Genomic DNA, 15348 nt, shown 5'->3' with positions numbered 1-15348 from the left:
CCCTCTGGCCCAGAGCTGACAGCGCCGTCACGCACCTGCCCCCGCTCCACCGTGCCTGTCGAATGAGAGAGGCGACCCACCATGCCGCTGCATGTCCCCCCGGCTCCCGCGCCCGCCCTGCGCAGCGTCCTCGCGGCACTCGGTTCCCCCACGGCCGTACGCGAGGCCCGCACGCCGTCCCTGCGTACCGCACAGGGTCCGGCCAGCCCTGAACTCCCGTTGCCGGTACACGTGTTGGACCACATCACTCCAGAGGGCACCTCGCCCACCCGGCTCGCCGGCTGGCGCTTTCTGATCCGCTGCTCGGAACGCGCCGTCGCGGCGGCCGACACGATGCTCACTCCCGACGGCTGGGCGTTCTCCCACTTCTTCGAAGGGCCGTACATCGCCTCCACCGAACGCGCCCTGCGGCACGCCGAAGCCATGCCGATGCCCTGCCAGCCGCGGCTGCTCTCCGTGCCCGAGCTCTATATGCTCACGCTCTGGCTGCACCGCGACTGCACGGACGACGGCGCCGAGGGGTCCTTGGCCGCCACCGACCTGCTGGTGCCGCTGGCCCCCGCACCGCCCGGCATCGCCGCCCACCGCCCGCACCGCGTCGCCGAACTGCTGCCGATGCTCAACCACCGTCTGACACCGGCACCGCTGCTGAGCTCACCCGCCTGACAGCATTCCTTGCGCTTCCTGTGCCCCGCTGCCCCCGGCATCGGGGCACAGCGCTGCCCACCCAGGTGGACTAGCCCGGTCAGGTCACCCCGAACCACCCGAAGAGACAGGGAAGTTGGGCTGAACCGTCCGGGCGGGTGATACGTCATTAAGCAGTAGGAGCTGCTGCGGCAAAATCCCTGCGGATTGACGCCCGGAGGGCAACACTGGGATCGGACCGACTACATACGGGGGGCGGTTATGAATACCGCATCGAGCCACAGGACCGACGTCACAGCCATCTCATCGCAGCGAAAGAACCCTTCCATGTGCCAGCACCAACCCGCGTGCCCGACAGCCGACTCCGCCGACCGGGAAGCCGCGCTCCTCATGGCGAGCCACCCGGAGCAGGGCTGGAGCCTGCTGTGCAACGGCGTCCTGCTCTTCGAGGACACCGGTGAGCTGCTGCCGGACGGCCAGATCATCGCCCCGCACCGACCGCTGGGCACCGACCAGGTCATGACAGCCGCCTGAGCACCGACGGCACATCCGCGCGACCGCACCACACCGCAAGTCCGCAGCAGCGCACCACCGCACCACCGAAAAGACGAGGGGCCGGCCCGGAGAGAACTCTCCGAACCGGCCCCGCCGCATGCCCGCTCCGCACGGGCGCGGGCACTCAGTCCTCGTACGCATCCAGCGGCGGGCAGGAGCAGACCAGGTTCCGGTCGCCGTACGCCTGGTCGATACGGCGCACCGGCGGCCAGTACTTGTCCGCGGCGACGACACCGGCCGGGAAGACGGCCTCCTCGCGGCTGTAGCCGTGCTCCCACTCACCGCTCAGGGTGGCGGCGGTGTGCGGGGCGTTGCGCAGCGGGTTGTCGTCGGCGGCCCACTCGCCGGAGCCGACCTTCTCGATCTCCCGGCGGATGGCGATCATCGCCTCGCAGAACCGGTCGATCTCGACCAGGTCCTCGCTCTCCGTCGGCTCGATCATCAGGGTGCCGGCGACGGGGAACGACATGGTCGGCGCGTGGAAGCCGTAGTCGATGAGCCGCTTGGCGATGTCGTCGACGCTGACGCCGGTCGCCTTGCTGAGCGGCCGCAGATCGACGATGCACTCGTGCGCGACGAGGCCGGCCGGGCCGGTGTAGAGCACCGGGTAGTGCGGCTCGAGGCGCTTGGCGATGTAGTTGGCGGAGAGCACCGCGACCTGGGTGGCGCGCTTGAGGCCCTCGCCGCCCATGAGACGCACGTACGACCAGGAGATCGGCAGGATGCCGGCGGAACCCCACGGCGCCGCGGAGATCGGGCCGACCCCGGTCTCGGGACCCGCCGCGGGCTGCAGCGGGTGGTTGGGCAGGTACGGCGCGAGGTGCTCGCGCACACCGACCGGGCCGACGCCGGGGCCACCGCCGCCGTGCGGGATGCAGAAGGTCTTGTGCAGGTTCAGGTGCGAGACGTCGCCGCCGAAGTGGCCCGGCTTGGCGAGACCCACCAGGGCGTTGAGGTTGGCCCCGTCCACGTACACCTGGCCGCCGGCCTCGTGCACCGACGCACAGATGTCGGCCACGTGCTCCTCGAAGACGCCGTGCGTCGAGGGGTACGTGATCATCAGCACGGAGAGCTCGTCGCGATGCTTCTCGATCTTGGCGCGCAGGTCCTCGACGTCGATCTCACCGTCGTCCGCGGTCTTCACGACGACGACCTTCATGCCGGCCATGACGGCGCTCGCGGCGTTCGTGCCGTGCGCGGACGACGGGATGAGGCAGACGGTGCGCTGCTCGTCGCCGTTGGCCCGGTGGTAGCCGCGGACCGCCAGCAGACCCGCGAGCTCGCCCTGCGACCCGGCGTTGGGCTGCAGGGAGACCTTGTCGTACCCGGTGACCTCGGCGAGCCGCTCCTCCAGCTCACGGATGAGCGTGAGGTAGCCCTGGGCCTGCTGGGCGGGCGCGAAGGGGTGCAGCTGCCCGAACTCGGGCCAGGTCACCGGCTCCATCTCGGTGGTCGCGTTGAGCTTCATGGTGCAGGAGCCCAACGGGATCATGCCGCGGTCCAGCGCGTAGTCACGGTCGGCGAGCCTGCGCAGGTAGCGCAGCATCGACGTCTCGGACCGGTACTGGTGGAAGACCGGGTGCGTCAGGTAGTCGTCGCCGCGCAGCAGGCCCTCGGGCAGGGTGTCCGCGACGGCCGCGTCGAGCGCGTCGACATCGGCCTGGACGCCGAACGCGCCCCACACGGCGGTCAGCTGCGACCGCGTGGTGGTCTCGTCGCAGGCGAGGGAGACGTGGTCGGCGTCGACCAGGTGGATGTTCACGCCGCCTTCGCGGGCGGCGGCGACGAGCTGCTCGGCCTTGCCCGGCGCGCGCACGGTCAGCGTGTCGAAGTACGCGCCGTGGACGACCTCGACGCCACCGGCGGTGAGCCCGGCCGCGAGGAGCGTCGCGTACCGGTGGGTGCGCCGCGCGATGGCCTTCAGGCCCTCGGGCCCGTGGTAGACGGCGTACATTCCGGCCATGACGGCGAGCAGCACCTGAGCGGTACAGATGTTGCTGGTGGCCTTCTCACGGCGGATGTGCTGCTCGCGGGTCTGCAGCGCGAGCCGGTAGGCCTTGTTGCCGTCGGCATCGACGGAGACACCGACGAGCCGTCCGGGCAGGCTGCGGGCGAACTTCTCGCGGACCGCCATGTAACCGGCGTGCGGGCCGCCGAAGCCCATCGGTACGCCGAAGCGCTGCGTCGTTCCGACGGCGATGTCGGCGCCGAGCTCGCCGGGCGAGGTGAGCAGCGTCAGGGCGAGCAGGTCGGCGGCGACGGTGACGACCGCACCGAGCTCGTGCGCCTGGTCGATGAGCGGCTTGATGTCGCGTACGGCACCGGAGGCGCCCGGGTACTGGACGAGCACGCCGACGACACCGCGCTCGGCGACCTCGGCGGGCAGGCCCTCGCTCAGGTCGGCGACGACGACCTCGACGCCGGTGGGCTCGGCGCGGGTCTGTATGACGGCGATGGTCTGCGGCAGAGCGTCGGCGTCCACGACGAACACGCCGTTCTTGACCTTGCCCATGCGGCGCGAGAGCGCCATGGCCTCGGCGGCCGCGGTGCCCTCGTCGAGGAGCGAGGCCCCGGAGGTGGGCAGGCCGGTCAGCTCGGCGACCATGGTCTGGAAGTTGAGCAGCGCCTCGAGGCGGCCCTGCGAGATCTCGGGCTGGTACGGCGTGTAGGCCGTGTACCAGGCCGGGTTCTCCATCACGTTCCGCAGGACGACCGGCGGCGTGAAGGTGCCGTAGTACCCGAGTCCGATCATGGAGTCGAGGACCTGGTTCCGGTCGGCGAGGGAGCGCAGCTCGGCGAGCACCTCGGCCTCGGAGCGCGCGCCGGGCAGCTTCAGCGCCTCGGCGTTCTTGATCACATCCGGCACCGCGGCGGCCGTCAGCTCGTCGAGCGAGCCGTACCCGACCTGGGCGAGCATCTTGGCCCGCGCTTCCGCATCGGGCCCGATGTGCCGCTGCTCGAAGGGGATGCCCTGCTCGAGCTCGGAGAGCGGGATGCGATTGGTGGCAGTCATTGCGGAGGCCTCCTGGTCTGCACGACCTGCGAGGGGTACCACGGCGCGGGTACCCGGACGGCCTCCCCCTCTGTCATCTCAACCTGAGAGCTTCACAGACCCGTCTGTCGACAGATCTGCTTTCACCGTCGGTGAGGAAGGGTTCCGAACGTGCCCGCCCGACGCCCGCCCTGCTTTCCAGAGTGACCTCGTCCGTGCGGTACGTGTGCCTGAGAGATTCCGGGGAGGATTTGCTCCTTCGGCGCCTCCGGAAGCGTGGTCCGGAGAGCTCTCCCGCACGGGGTCAGCAGCCAAGCGCCAGCCTACCAGCGAGGACCTCGGCCGTTCCCTCGAGTGGCCACCTGCCCCGAAGTGCTCTTTCGTAGTGACTACGAATGATTAAAGATGAGTTACGCCCGTTTTCGACAAGCCGCGACCAGCTGGAGGGCCCGTGCAGACCGATATCGATCCGCGCAACCTGATCGGCCGCAAGGCGTTCGACCGGAACGGGACCAAGATCGGCACGATCGACGAGGTCTACCTCGACGACGCCACCGGCGCCCCGGAGTGGGCCGCCATACGCACCGGCCTGTTCAGCCGCGACGCCTTCGTCCCGCTGGAGCCGAGCGAGCTGGTCGAGGACGGCACCCTGCACATCCCCTTCGACCGCGCCCTGATCAAGGACGCCCCGGACTTCGGAGTGGGCCGCCACCTCTCCCCCGAGCAGGAACTCCAGCTCTACCACCACTACGGCCTGGACATGGCACCCCCGCGGGACCCGCGTCCCGCCCCTCCCCCGGACCAGGACTTCGGCCGGATCGCGGGCACGGAAGCCCCCTGACCCGCCGGCCGCGGGCCTCACCCCACGTCCTCCACCACCACCCCAGCCGCGCCGGACACCGTCTCGAGCCCCGCTGCCGCGCCCTTCTCGCGCCGCGCCCCCGCGGCGACCAACGGCAACGGCTCCGCCGGCTCCAGGTCAGGGTCGTCCGTCCGGAACGTCCGCACCCGTCCCGGCGCCGAGTACGGCGTCTCGAAGCGCACCGTCACCCGGCCGAGGCCGCTCCCCTGCACCCAGCCGTGCCCGTACTCGGCATGCCGCACATCGTGCCCGGCCGCCCACCGCCGCTCGACCGGCACCACCGGCTCCTCGGCCCGCTCCTTCTCCGGGCCCCCCGCGGCCGCCTCCCCGGCCACGACATCGCCGCCCTCGCCCCCGGCCACCCCCTCACCTGCGGCCGGCGCCGCCCCCGTCTCCTCGGCCGCCTGAGCCTGAGCCTGCGCGAACAGGTCCTCCTGCGTGTAGTCCGCCAGGCCCGTGACGCCCACTCCGAGCAGCCGCACCCCTCCCGTGGTGTCCACGGCCTCCAGCAGCCGAGCGGCGGCCTCCCGCACCACTCCAGGGTCGTCCGTGGGCCCTCTCAGCGTCTCGGACCGCGTCAGCGTCGAGAAGTCGAACCTCCGCACCTTCAGCACGATGGTCCGCCCCGAGTGCCCCGCCGCCCGCAGCCGCTGCACACACCGCTCGGCGAGCCGCGCGACCTCCGCCCTGACCCGCACCCTGTCGTGGATGTCCACGTCGTACGTGTCCTCGACGCTGACCGACTTCGACTCCCGCTCGGCCACCACGGGCCGCTCGTCGTGCGCCAGCGCCATCGCGTACAGCGATCCCCCGTGGGCTTTGCCCAGCAGTCGTACGAGCTCGTCCTCGCCGGCCTCCGCGAGCTCCCCGACCGTGGTGATCCCGGCCCGCCGCAGATGGTCGCCCGTCGCGGGCCCCACGCCGGGCAGCGTCCGCACGGACATCGGCCCCAGCAGCGCGCGCTCCGTCCCCGGCGCTATCAACACGAGTCCGTTCGGCTTGGCCTCCTCCGAGGCGATCTTCGCGAGCATCTTGGAGACCGCGAGCCCCACCGACCCGGCGAGCCCCGTCACCGCCTTGATGTCCGCCCGCAACCGCTCCCCCACGGCCCTGGCCGACTCCTCGTCGTCGGCGACACCCCCGGCCTCCAGGTCCACGAAGGCCTCGTCCAGGCTGAGCGGCTCCACGAGCGGCGACAGCTCCCGCAACAGCCCCATGACCTGCTCGCTCACCTCGCGGTACAGCCCGAAGCGGGGTACGAGATAGGCGGCGTTCGGCGCCAGCCTGCGCGCCTGCCCCATGGGCATCGCCGAGTGCACCCCGAACTTGCGCGCCTCGTAGGAAGCGGTGGCCACCACGCCCCGCGGCCCCAGCCCGCCCACGACCACGGCTTTCCCCCGCAGGCTGGGCTTCGCGGCCTGCTCTGCGGACGCGTAGAAGGCATCCATGTCCAGATGCAGGATCGTCGGGGCGCTTCTCACATCTCCGATGCTGCCCTACGCCACTGACAACGCGGCCTCAGACCGCCTTGTTGCGCCTTCTGGCCAGCTCGTCCGCCGGGTTCTGCCCGATGAGGGTCTCCCCGGTGTCGATGCGTTCTCCGTGCAGCTGGGACAGCGCCGCCTCGACGTCCCTCCAGACGACGCCCACGGCGATGCCGAAGACCCCCTGCCCGCCCTGGAGCAGCTCGTGGACCTCACTGGACGACGTGCACTCGTAGACCGTGGCGCCATCGCTCATCAGCGTCATCCGCTCGAGGTCCCGGAAGCCGCGCTCCCGCAGATGCTGGACCGTCGTGCGGATGTTCTGCAGTGAGACCCCGGTGTCGAGGAACCGCTTCACGATCTTGAGGACGACCACGTCGCGGAAGCTGTAGAGCCGCTGGGTCCCGGAGCCGCCCGCGGCACGCACACTGGGCTCGACCAGGCCGGTACGGGCCCAGTAGTCGAGCTGCCGGTAGGTGATGCCCGCGGCCGCGCACGCGGTGGGCCCGCGGTAGCCGACCTGCTCGGAATGCTCGGACGTCGTGTCCCCGCTCCCCTGGACCGCCATAGGTCGGTTCGGAGAGTGATCGGCCGCGCCGCCGTGGAGCGGGTACGGACCGCCCATCGCCGTACCGTCGCCGCTGCTTCTCACGCCGACCTCCCTCCTTGACCTGCCTTCTCGACGGTAGGCAGTCGCCAGGGGCTCGTCAACGATCGCCACACTCGGCACGCCGAGTGATAATCACCCTGAGAGTGGTTTCCCGTGCCTCACCGCGGGGAAAGGCTAGCCGAATGGTCCGACGCGGGCCGCCGGAAGCGGCTCACTGGCTGTTGGTGCCGAAGTCCTCGGGCGAGATCTGGTCGAGGAACTCGCGGAACTTCTCCACCTCGTCCTCCTGCTCGTCCGGGATGGCGATGCCGGCGTCGTCCAGGACGCCGTCGCTTCCGAAGATCGGCGTCCCGGTGCGCAGCGCGAGCGCTATGGCGTCGGACGGACGCGCGCTCACCTCCACGCCGCTGGCGAAGACCAGCTCCGCGTAGAAGACCCCTTCCCGCAGGTCCGTGATGCGCACTTCGGAGAGCTCCTGGCCCACCGCTTCCAGCACGTCCTTGAACAGGTCGTGGGTCAGCGGCCGTGCGGGTGCCATGCCCTGCTGTGCGAAGGCGATGGCGGTCGCCTCACCTGGTCCGATCCAGATGGGGAGGTACCGGTCGCCTCCCACTTCACGCAGGAGCACGATCGGCTGGTTGGAGGGCATTTCGACCCGGACACCTACGACGTCGAGCTCGTTCACACAGCAACCCTAGGACGTGGCTGGCAGGTTTGGGTAGTCGGGCACCCGCCGAGTAGCGGCCGGGCGGGGGCGAGTCAGGGCAATCTGACGCCGAGCGCCATCTGTACGAGCGCCGAGTGCAGCCGTCCCGTAAGGCCCGCCAGCTCTTTGGCGCGGGCCTCCGCATGGGCCCTGGTCTGCGGATTGCGGTGCCGCCGCAGCGGCGCGACCACCTGGTCGACGAGCCCGGCCTCGCGCTCGGCGGCGGCCTTCATGGCCCGCAGGTGCCGTGGCTCGATACCGAACCGGCCGAGTTCGACCACAAGTGAGGCGACCGTGACGGCCTCCGCGTCGTACCCGCCGTCCGGCAGGGGTGCGACGAGGCCGTACGTCTCCCACTCGGCGAGCTGTCCCTCGTCGATCTCGGCGGCGGCGAGCAGCTCGTCACGGCCCACGCGGGCCGCCGTGGGCCCCTCGGCCTCGTCCTGGCCGTCACCGGCGTCCCGCTGCCGTCCCAGGGACGGCAGCGGAGGCCTCTCGCCGCGCTCCAGCGCGTCGAGGTGCTCACGGATGACCTTGAGCGGCAGATAGTGGTCCCGCTGCATCCGCAGGACGTGGCCGAGCCGCTCGACATCCTCCGGGCTGAACTTCCGGTAGCCGGAGGGGGTGCGCTGGGGCTCGATGAGCCCCTCGGACTCCAGGAAACGAATCTTGGAGATCGTGACCTCGGGGAATTCGTCACGCAGTTCGTTCAGCACGGTACCGATGCTCATCAGCCGACGGTCCGCGGCGGCGGTGCCGTTGCCGGCACCGCCCCTCGGTGTTTGAAGCATGGACCTTCCCTGGGGGGTCCCCCCAGACGGCGTCTGGGGGTGGGTCAGAGACCGGCGGCCCGCTGGCTCGCGTAGAAGACCAGTCGGTACTTGCCGATCTGCACCTCGTCGCCGTTCGACAGCGAGACCGAGTCGATCCGCTCCCGGTTGACGTACGTGCCGTTGAGGCTGCCCACGTCGGCGACGGTGAAGGAACCGTCCGCGAGACGACGGAACTCCACGTGGCGACGCGACACGGTCACGTCGTCCAGGAAGATGTCGCTCTGCGGGTGACGCCCCGCCGTGGTCAGCTCGCCGTCGAGCAGGAAACGACTGCCCGAGTTCGGACCGCGGCGCACGACGAGGAGCGCCGAGCCGAGCGGCAGCGCGTCGACGGCCGCCTGCGCCTCCGGAGAGAGCGCGGGAGACGGGTTCGTGCCCGTCACCTCGGCGTCGTAGGCCTCCAGGCCCGAGATGGAGATCGTCGAGGTCGTCTCGGACGCGCGCTCCGGCGCGGCCCCGGCCCGCAGCGGCGCGCCGCAGTTGGAGCAGAACCGGCTCGCCTCGGCGTTGCGGTTCCCGCACCTCGTACACACCAGGGCCATGGACGGGTCCTCCTGCCGTGGCTGCCCCGCAGGGGCATTCGATGCGTACGGGTCGGAGGCATACCCTCCACCCGCACTTGAGGTTGAAGGTTCTCCGAAACCTATGCGGCCGGGACCGGCAGGGTCAACAGATGACGCGCCCTGTCCGCCCGAAATGTCACCGCCTGGACCAGCGACCTGATCGCGGAACATCGGGCGCCCCGCGCCCTGCTCCTCGGCGTCTCCATGGCGTGGGGCACGATGGCGGGCAGTGGCCGGATTGCCGCTGTCCTCTCCTCGTGCGCTCTTGCCGAACAACTTCGCAAACAACTTCACGGGCGATTCCCCTTGACCGAAACAGACCCGCCCGTGGGGCAGGACGAACCCTGATTGCACACACCGGCATTCATCGGTGAGCCAGACATCCTCACAACGTCCGTGACCACCAAACAGTTTCCACCACGCACCACGCTTCCAGTGCGCCGACCCCCCGCAACCTCATGCCCCCGCCTGACGGCCCCCATGCGTCCGCCCCTCACTGGGAGGACGACCGAGCGTAGTCAGGCTGCTTCGCGGGTCGCAAGGCGCTCACGACGATCTTCTCCGAGCGTTCCACGGTGACCGTGGCCTGCTCCTTCTCCAGAGTCTGCACCACGCCTCCCGGGATGTTCAGCGCAGGTTCGAGATCCTGCGGCTTGCCGATCACCTTGAAGAGGTACGGTTCGCCGACCTTGCGGCCGTCCACCCGTACGCCACCACTGCCGGCGTCCGACAGATAGGTGTTCGCCACGACACGTACGTCATTGATCTGGATCGCCTCGGCGCCCGCGGCGCGCAGCTCCTGAATGGCGTCGAGCAGCATGTCCGCCTCGATCGCCCCCTTCTTGTCCTCGATGGTCAGCGTGATGCCGGGCCCCTGGGCCGCCACCGTGCCGGCCAGGATGCCGAGTTGCCGCTCCCGCTCGACCGTCTGCTTGCGGGCCTCCTCAGCCTGGTCCGAGCTGTTCTCCAGCCCGGTCCGCTGCTCCTCGAGGCGCCGCTTCTCTTCTTCCAGACGCTCGGTACGGTCATCCAGTTCATCGAGGATGCGTACGAGATCTTCTTGTCTCGCGCCGCGCAGCGCGCTGCTGTCGTTGTTGGACCGCACCTGGATGGCCAGGCCGAGCCCCAGCACGAACAGCAGCAGGGCGACGATGAGTTGAGGCCGGGTCACCCTCGGAGGCCACAGGCCCTTCGCCAGCCGCTGACGGCCGGTGACCTGCGGCTTCCCCTCCGGCTCTGCGGCCGCGGACGTCTCGGGCGCGCTGGGGACCTCGGCGGGGAGTTCCCTGCGCCGGTTGTACTCGGGCTTCTCGTCGGCACTCATCGGCGTCACGCCCTGAAGACGTGCCGACGGATCGCCGCGGCGTTGGAGAAGATCCGGATGCCGAGGACCACGACGACGCCGGTGGACAGTTGCGCGCCGACCCCCAGCTTGTCGCCGAGGAAGACGATGAGTGCGGCCACCACGACGTTCGACAGGAACGACACCACGAACACCTTGTCGTCGAAGATGCCGTCGAGCATCGCCCGCAGCCCTCCGAACACGGCGTCGAGAGCCGCGACCACGGCGATCGGAAGGTACGGCTCGACCACCGCCGGAACCTCGGGCCGAACCAACAATCCGGCCACGACTCCCACGACGAGGCCCAGTACGGCGATCACGATGTGCCCTTTCCTGCCTTCGGCTCTGCTGTTCGTACGGTCACGCTCGGCGCAGCAGGCAGCAGGAGCTCGTCCGACACGGAAATGCTGGTCCTGATGCCGAAGTTCTCCTGCAGAGCATGCAGGTACTGACCGTCGCGGCTGTTCTGGAAACGGGTGCTCAGGCGTTTCCCGTCACCTACCGCGAGCACCGTATACGGCGGCACCAGCGGTCTGTTGTCGACCAGTATCGCGTCACCCGCGGCCCTGATCGCCGACAGAGCGGTGAGACGCTGGTCGTTGATCGAGATCGCCTCGGCGCCGGACTGCCACAGGCCGTTGACGACGCGCTGCATGTCGCGGTCGCGCACCCGTCCGGTGTCGGAGAATCCGGAGCTCTCGCGCGGCCCGCCGCCGCCCTGCTCGGCTTCCTTCTTGTCGTCCACGACGAGTTTCACGCCGGGTCCTTGGACCTCGGTCGCTCCGGAGAGGAGGCCCATCAACTCGCCCCGGCTGCCGCCGTGCTTCTTGAGCGCGGCACGCTGCCGATCGCCGACGTCGTCACGGAGCTCGTCCACGTCGTCCTCGAGCCGGTCGGCTCCCGCCGTCGCCTCTTCGACGCGGTCGATGAGCTCCTCGCGCTCCTTGGCCAGGACCGGGGCCTCTATCCGCGCCTGCGCGGCTCCCACGGTGACCACCAGTGCGGCGAGCACGAGCCCTGCCGCGAGCCCGAGTTTGGCCCGCAGCGGACGAGGGACACCACTGTCGCCTCTGGCCTTCTTGCGGGCCGCCGCCTCCGCGTAGCCCTCGTCCAGACTGTGGTCCATGACGGTGGTGAGCAGCGACATGGACGCGTCCGGGCGCCGGGGGCGCGAGGGGGTGCTCCGAACGGGGGGCTGCTGCGGCATGCCGCACATCGTCGCACGTCGCGGGCGCTACCTCCGAATGGCCCCACCGGCGCGCCGGGCAGCACCTGTTGCAGGTGCCGCCCGGCGTCCGAGAGGTCAGCGACCGGCGCTGTCCACCACCGTGGACCACTCGTCGAGCAGCGCCTGGGCGGACGCGTCGTCGGGTCCCTCGGCCCACAGATGAGTGACGGCCTCGGCCGGGTCGGGCAGCACTAGCACCCACCGCCCGTCGGCCTCCACGACCCGCACTCCGTCGGTGGTGTCCACGGACCGCTCTCCGGCCGCTTCCACCACGCGCCGCATCACAAGTCCCTTGACCGCCCACGGAGTCGCGAGATCCCGCCGCAGCACGTGGGCGCGCGGGATGCGCGCGTCGATCTGGCTCAGGGTGAGCTGCGTACGCGCCACCAGACCGAGGAGCCGCACAAACGCGGCGGTTCCGTCGAAGACGCCGCTGAACTCGGGAATGATGAAGCCGCCACGCCCGTCACCGCCGAAGATGGTCGAGTCGGCCCGGCCCACCCTCGTCAGATCGTCGGGCGACGTCGTCGTCCAGTCCACCTGGGTCCCGTGGTACGCGGCGACCTGCTCGGCGATACGCGTCGTCGTCACCGGCAGCGCCACCCGCCCGCTGCGCCGCTCGGCGGCCACCAGGTCGAGCATGACCAGCAGGGCCCGGTCGTCCTCGACGATCCGTCCCTTCTCGTCCACGAGCGACAGCCGCTCACCGACCGGGTCGAACCGCACCCCGAAGGCCGCACGCGCGGACGCCACGATCTCCCCGAGCCGCACGAGCCCGGACCGGCGGGCATCCGCGGTCTCCGTGGGTCGCGACTCGTCGAGTCCCGGGTTGATGGTCAGCGCGTCCACCCCGAGCTTGCCGAGGAGGCTCGGGAGCACCAGCCCGGCGCTGCCGTTGGACGCGTCGACGACGACCTTGAGCTCCGACTCGGCCACACCGGTGGTGTCCACGTTCCGCAGCAGCGACCCCGTGTAGGAGTCGTAGACACTGGACGGGAAGTGCAGGTCGCCGATCTCCCCGGGGAAGGCCCGCCGGTACTCCTGGCGCGCGTAGACCCGGTCCAGCTTCCGCTGGCTCCCTTGCGAGAGGTCCCCTCCCTGCCCGTCAAAGAACATGATGTCGACGGAGTCCGGCACTCCGGGCGTCGTCCGGATCATGATTCCGCCGGCGCTTCCTCTGGCCGTCTGCTGCCGCGCGACCGGCAACGGCACGTTCTCGAGATCTCGTACGTCGATGGCGCTGGCCTGCAGCGCCGAGATCACCGCCCGCTTCAGCGCACGCGCACCACGCGAGTGGTCACGCGCGGTGGTGACGGTGGAGCCCTTCTTCAGGGTCGTCGCGTACGCGCCGGCAAGGCGCACGGCGAGCTCGGGGGTGATCTCCACATTCAGAATGCCGGAGACCCCTCGCGCCCCGAACAGGTGCGCCTGTCCCCGGGACTCCCAGATGACCGAGGTGTTGACGAACGCGCCGGCCTCGATCGTCTTGAAGGGATAGACCCTGACGTTGCCCTGAATGATCGATTCTTCGCCGACCAGGCACTCGTCGCCGATGACGGCGCCGTCCTCGATGCGGGCGGCACGCATGATGTCGGTGTTCTTCCCGACGACGCAGCCCCGAAGGTTGCTGTGCTGCCCGATGTAGACGTTGTCGTGCACGACGGCCTTGTGCAGGAACGCGCCGCTCTTCACCACGACGTTCGAGCCCACGACGGTGTGTTCGCGGATCTCGACGTCCGCCTCGATCTTGGCGTAGTCCCCGACGTACAGCGGTCCGCGCAGTACGGCGTCGGGATGCACTTCGGCGCCTTCGGCCACCCAGACCCCGGGCGAGATCTCGAAGCCGTCGAGCTCGACGTCGACCTTGCCCTCCAGGACGTCGGCCTGCGCCTTCACGTAGCTCTCGTGGGTGCCGACGTCTTCCCAGTACCCCTCGGCGATATAGCCGTAGACGGGCTTGCCTTCCTTCATGAGCTGCGGGAAGACATCTCCTGACCAGTCGACAGGCACATCGGCCTCGACATAGTCGAAGACTTCGGGCTCCATCACATAGATGCCCGTGTTCACCGTGTCGGAGAAGACCTGCCCCCAGGTCGGCTTCTCGAGGAAGCGCTCGACCTTCCCTTCTTCGTCGACAATGGTGATGCCGAATTCCAGCGGATTGGGTACGCGCGTCAGACAGACGGTGACGAGCGCGCCCTTTTCCTTGTGGAAGGCAATCAGATCGCTGAGGTCGAAATCGGTCAGAGCGTCACCGGAGATCACGAGGAAGGCATCGTCCTTCAGCGCTTCCTCGGCGTTCTTCACGCTGCCTGCGGTACCGAGCGGCTTCTCTTCATTGGCATAGGTGAGCTCCATCCCAAGCTCTTCGCCGTCGCCGAAGTAGTTCTTGACGAGGGATGCCAAGAACTGCACTGTTACTACGGTCTCGGTGAGCCCATGCCTTTTCAGCAGCCGAAGCACATGCTCCATGATCGGCCGGTTGGCCACGGGAAGGAGCGGCTTGGGCATGCTTGAGGTCATGGGGCGAAGGCGTGTGCCCTCACCACCGGCCATCACGACGGCCTTCATGTCGGAAGCGTCCTCCTCAATAGACGACGATTTAGCCGACCCAGCTCACCTGAATGGTCCCGCATACGTCAGACGCGGGACCATCGAGCCTCTACAGCCATCGTATCGGCGAGCTCAATCGGCCGGGCTGTCCGCCTTGACAAGGCGACGGACCTGAACCACGTATAGGATCCCTGCCCACCAATACAGAGTTGTACCCCATCCGGCGAACGCCCATCCGAAAATAGCAGCGAGTGTGGCGAGCCAGCCACTTCCGTCACTGAGGAGCAGTAGTGGAAAGGCGTACATCAAGTTGAAGGTGGCGGCCTTGCCCAGGAAGTTCACCTGCGGCGGAGGGTAGCCGTGGCGACGGAGGATCCCGACCATCACCAGCAGAACCAGTTCCCGCAAAAGCAGGGCCGCACTCAGCCAGAGCGGAAGAATCTCGCGCCACGTCAGTCCGACGAGGGTGGAGAGGATATAGAGCCGGTCGGCCGCCGGGTCGAGCAGCCGGCCGAGCTTGCTGATCTGGTTCCAGCGGCGCGCGAGCTTGCCGTCGAGGTAGTCACTGACACCGCTGAGCGCCAGGACCAGCAGCGCCCACCCGTCGCTGTTGGGCCCTCCGAACTCGGGCCTGAGGATCAACCACAGGAACAGGGGCACGCCGGCGAGGCGCGCCATGCTGAGGATGTTCGGGATGGTGAGGACCCGGTCCGTCTGGACACGAGTCTCCTGGACCTCCACCCGGGGGCCTCCTGTGGGGAAAAGAACCAATGATGCCCCCTGACCCTACCCTCAGTTGCGGCAGGTCGGTGCAGAGGGGTGACCGGGCGCCTCGGGCACAAAACAAAAAAGCCGTGGCCCCTGGAACTTAATACAGGGGCCACGGCTATAAAAGGAGTTCGGCGGCGTCCTACTCTCCCACAGGGTCCCCCCTGCAGTACCATCGGCGCTATGAGGCTTAGCTTCCGGGTTCGG

At 69.3% G+C, this 15348-nt stretch carries 14 protein-coding genes, 1 rRNA gene and 1 riboswitch; of the genes, 3 read left to right on the top strand and 12 right to left on the bottom strand.

The window, feature by feature from the left end; genetic code table 11:
• The first annotated feature begins 81 nt into the window (after nucleotides 1-81).
• Entirely contained in the window at nucleotides 82-666 is a 585-nt protein-coding gene (locus AB0N81_RS29835; protein WP_365363704.1) for a hypothetical protein, read from the top strand.
• Between the two features lie 306 nt (nucleotides 667-972).
• Nucleotides 973-1179 carry a DUF5999 family protein gene (locus AB0N81_RS29830; RefSeq protein ID WP_362995214.1) on the top strand — a complete coding sequence of 69 codons (207 nt, stop codon included), beginning with the start codon at nucleotides 973-975 and terminating at the stop codon, nucleotides 1177-1179.
• A gap of 145 nt (nucleotides 1180-1324) precedes the next feature.
• On the opposite strand, the gene gcvP is transcribed toward AB0N81_RS29830, so the two are convergent.
• Nucleotides 1325-4213 (bottom strand): aminomethyl-transferring glycine dehydrogenase, encoded by a 2889-nt coding sequence (gene gcvP / locus AB0N81_RS29825; RefSeq protein WP_365363702.1) that lies wholly within the window; start codon nucleotides 4211-4213, stop codon nucleotides 1325-1327.
• A gap of 187 nt (nucleotides 4214-4400) precedes the next feature.
• Nucleotides 4401-4499: riboswitch (glycine riboswitch) on the bottom strand.
• A 144-nt stretch (nucleotides 4500-4643) separates the two neighbouring features.
• Here gcvP and AB0N81_RS29820 point away from each other — a divergent pair.
• Nucleotides 4644-5033: a PRC-barrel domain-containing protein gene (locus AB0N81_RS29820; protein WP_365363700.1), complete on the top strand. Its 390-nt coding sequence runs from the start codon at nucleotides 4644-4646 to the stop codon at nucleotides 5031-5033.
• A 17-nt stretch (nucleotides 5034-5050) separates the two neighbouring features.
• On the opposite strand, the gene AB0N81_RS29815 is transcribed toward AB0N81_RS29820, so the two are convergent.
• The 11 genes from AB0N81_RS29815 to rrf all read right to left on the bottom strand — a co-directional run.
• Nucleotides 5051-6535: a DNA polymerase IV gene (locus AB0N81_RS29815; RefSeq protein WP_365363697.1), complete on the bottom strand. Its 1485-nt coding sequence runs from the start codon at nucleotides 6533-6535 to the stop codon at nucleotides 5051-5053.
• 37 nt (nucleotides 6536-6572) lie between these two features.
• Nucleotides 6573-7190 carry a MerR family transcriptional regulator gene (locus AB0N81_RS29810; RefSeq protein ID WP_365363694.1) on the bottom strand — a complete coding sequence of 206 codons (618 nt, stop codon included), beginning with the start codon at nucleotides 7188-7190 and terminating at the stop codon, nucleotides 6573-6575.
• A 169-nt stretch (nucleotides 7191-7359) separates the two neighbouring features.
• Nucleotides 7360-7833, bottom strand: a complete 474-nt coding sequence (locus AB0N81_RS29805; RefSeq protein WP_063795355.1) for a bifunctional nuclease family protein — start codon at nucleotides 7831-7833, stop codon at nucleotides 7360-7362.
• A gap of 74 nt (nucleotides 7834-7907) precedes the next feature.
• Nucleotides 7908-8645: a MerR family transcriptional regulator gene (locus AB0N81_RS29800; protein ID WP_365363691.1), complete on the bottom strand. Its 738-nt coding sequence runs from the start codon at nucleotides 8643-8645 to the stop codon at nucleotides 7908-7910.
• Nucleotides 8646-8689: 44 nt separating this feature from the next.
• Nucleotides 8690-9661: an FHA domain-containing protein gene (locus tag AB0N81_RS29795; protein ID WP_365363924.1), complete on the bottom strand. Its 972-nt coding sequence runs from the start codon at nucleotides 9659-9661 to the stop codon at nucleotides 8690-8692.
• Nucleotides 9662-9743: 82 nt separating this feature from the next.
• Nucleotides 9744-10574 (bottom strand): DUF881 domain-containing protein, encoded by an 831-nt coding sequence (locus tag AB0N81_RS29790; RefSeq protein ID WP_365363689.1) that lies wholly within the window; start codon nucleotides 10572-10574, stop codon nucleotides 9744-9746.
• 5 nt (nucleotides 10575-10579) lie between these two features.
• The gene (locus AB0N81_RS29785) at nucleotides 10580-10912 is read right to left on the bottom strand and encodes a small basic family protein (protein WP_003988855.1); all 333 of its coding nucleotides are present in this window, start codon (nucleotides 10910-10912) and stop codon (nucleotides 10580-10582) included.
• Complete coding sequence (locus AB0N81_RS29780) at nucleotides 10909-11808, bottom strand: DUF881 domain-containing protein (RefSeq protein ID WP_365363686.1); 900 nt, start codon at nucleotides 11806-11808, stop codon at nucleotides 10909-10911. The genes AB0N81_RS29785 and AB0N81_RS29780 overlap by 4 nt, the downstream gene beginning before the upstream one ends.
• A gap of 87 nt (nucleotides 11809-11895) precedes the next feature.
• Complete coding sequence (locus AB0N81_RS29775; protein ID WP_365363684.1) at nucleotides 11896-14391, bottom strand: mannose-1-phosphate guanyltransferase; 2496 nt, start codon at nucleotides 14389-14391, stop codon at nucleotides 11896-11898.
• 114 nt (nucleotides 14392-14505) lie between these two features.
• Nucleotides 14506-15114, bottom strand: coding sequence for a CDP-alcohol phosphatidyltransferase family protein (locus AB0N81_RS29770; RefSeq protein WP_365363682.1), 609 nt, complete (start codon nucleotides 15112-15114; stop codon nucleotides 14506-14508).
• A gap of 156 nt (nucleotides 15115-15270) precedes the next feature.
• A 5S ribosomal RNA gene (gene rrf / locus AB0N81_RS29765) occupies nucleotides 15271-15348 on the bottom strand; the annotation flags it as partial.

Origin of the sequence: Streptomyces sp. NPDC093510 (assembly GCF_040683555.1) — a bacterium.
Classification (GTDB): domain Bacteria; phylum Actinomycetota; class Actinomycetes; order Streptomycetales; family Streptomycetaceae; genus Streptomyces.
Note: the sequence above shows the minus strand (reverse complement) of the source record. Positions and strands in the feature narration are given on the sequence as shown.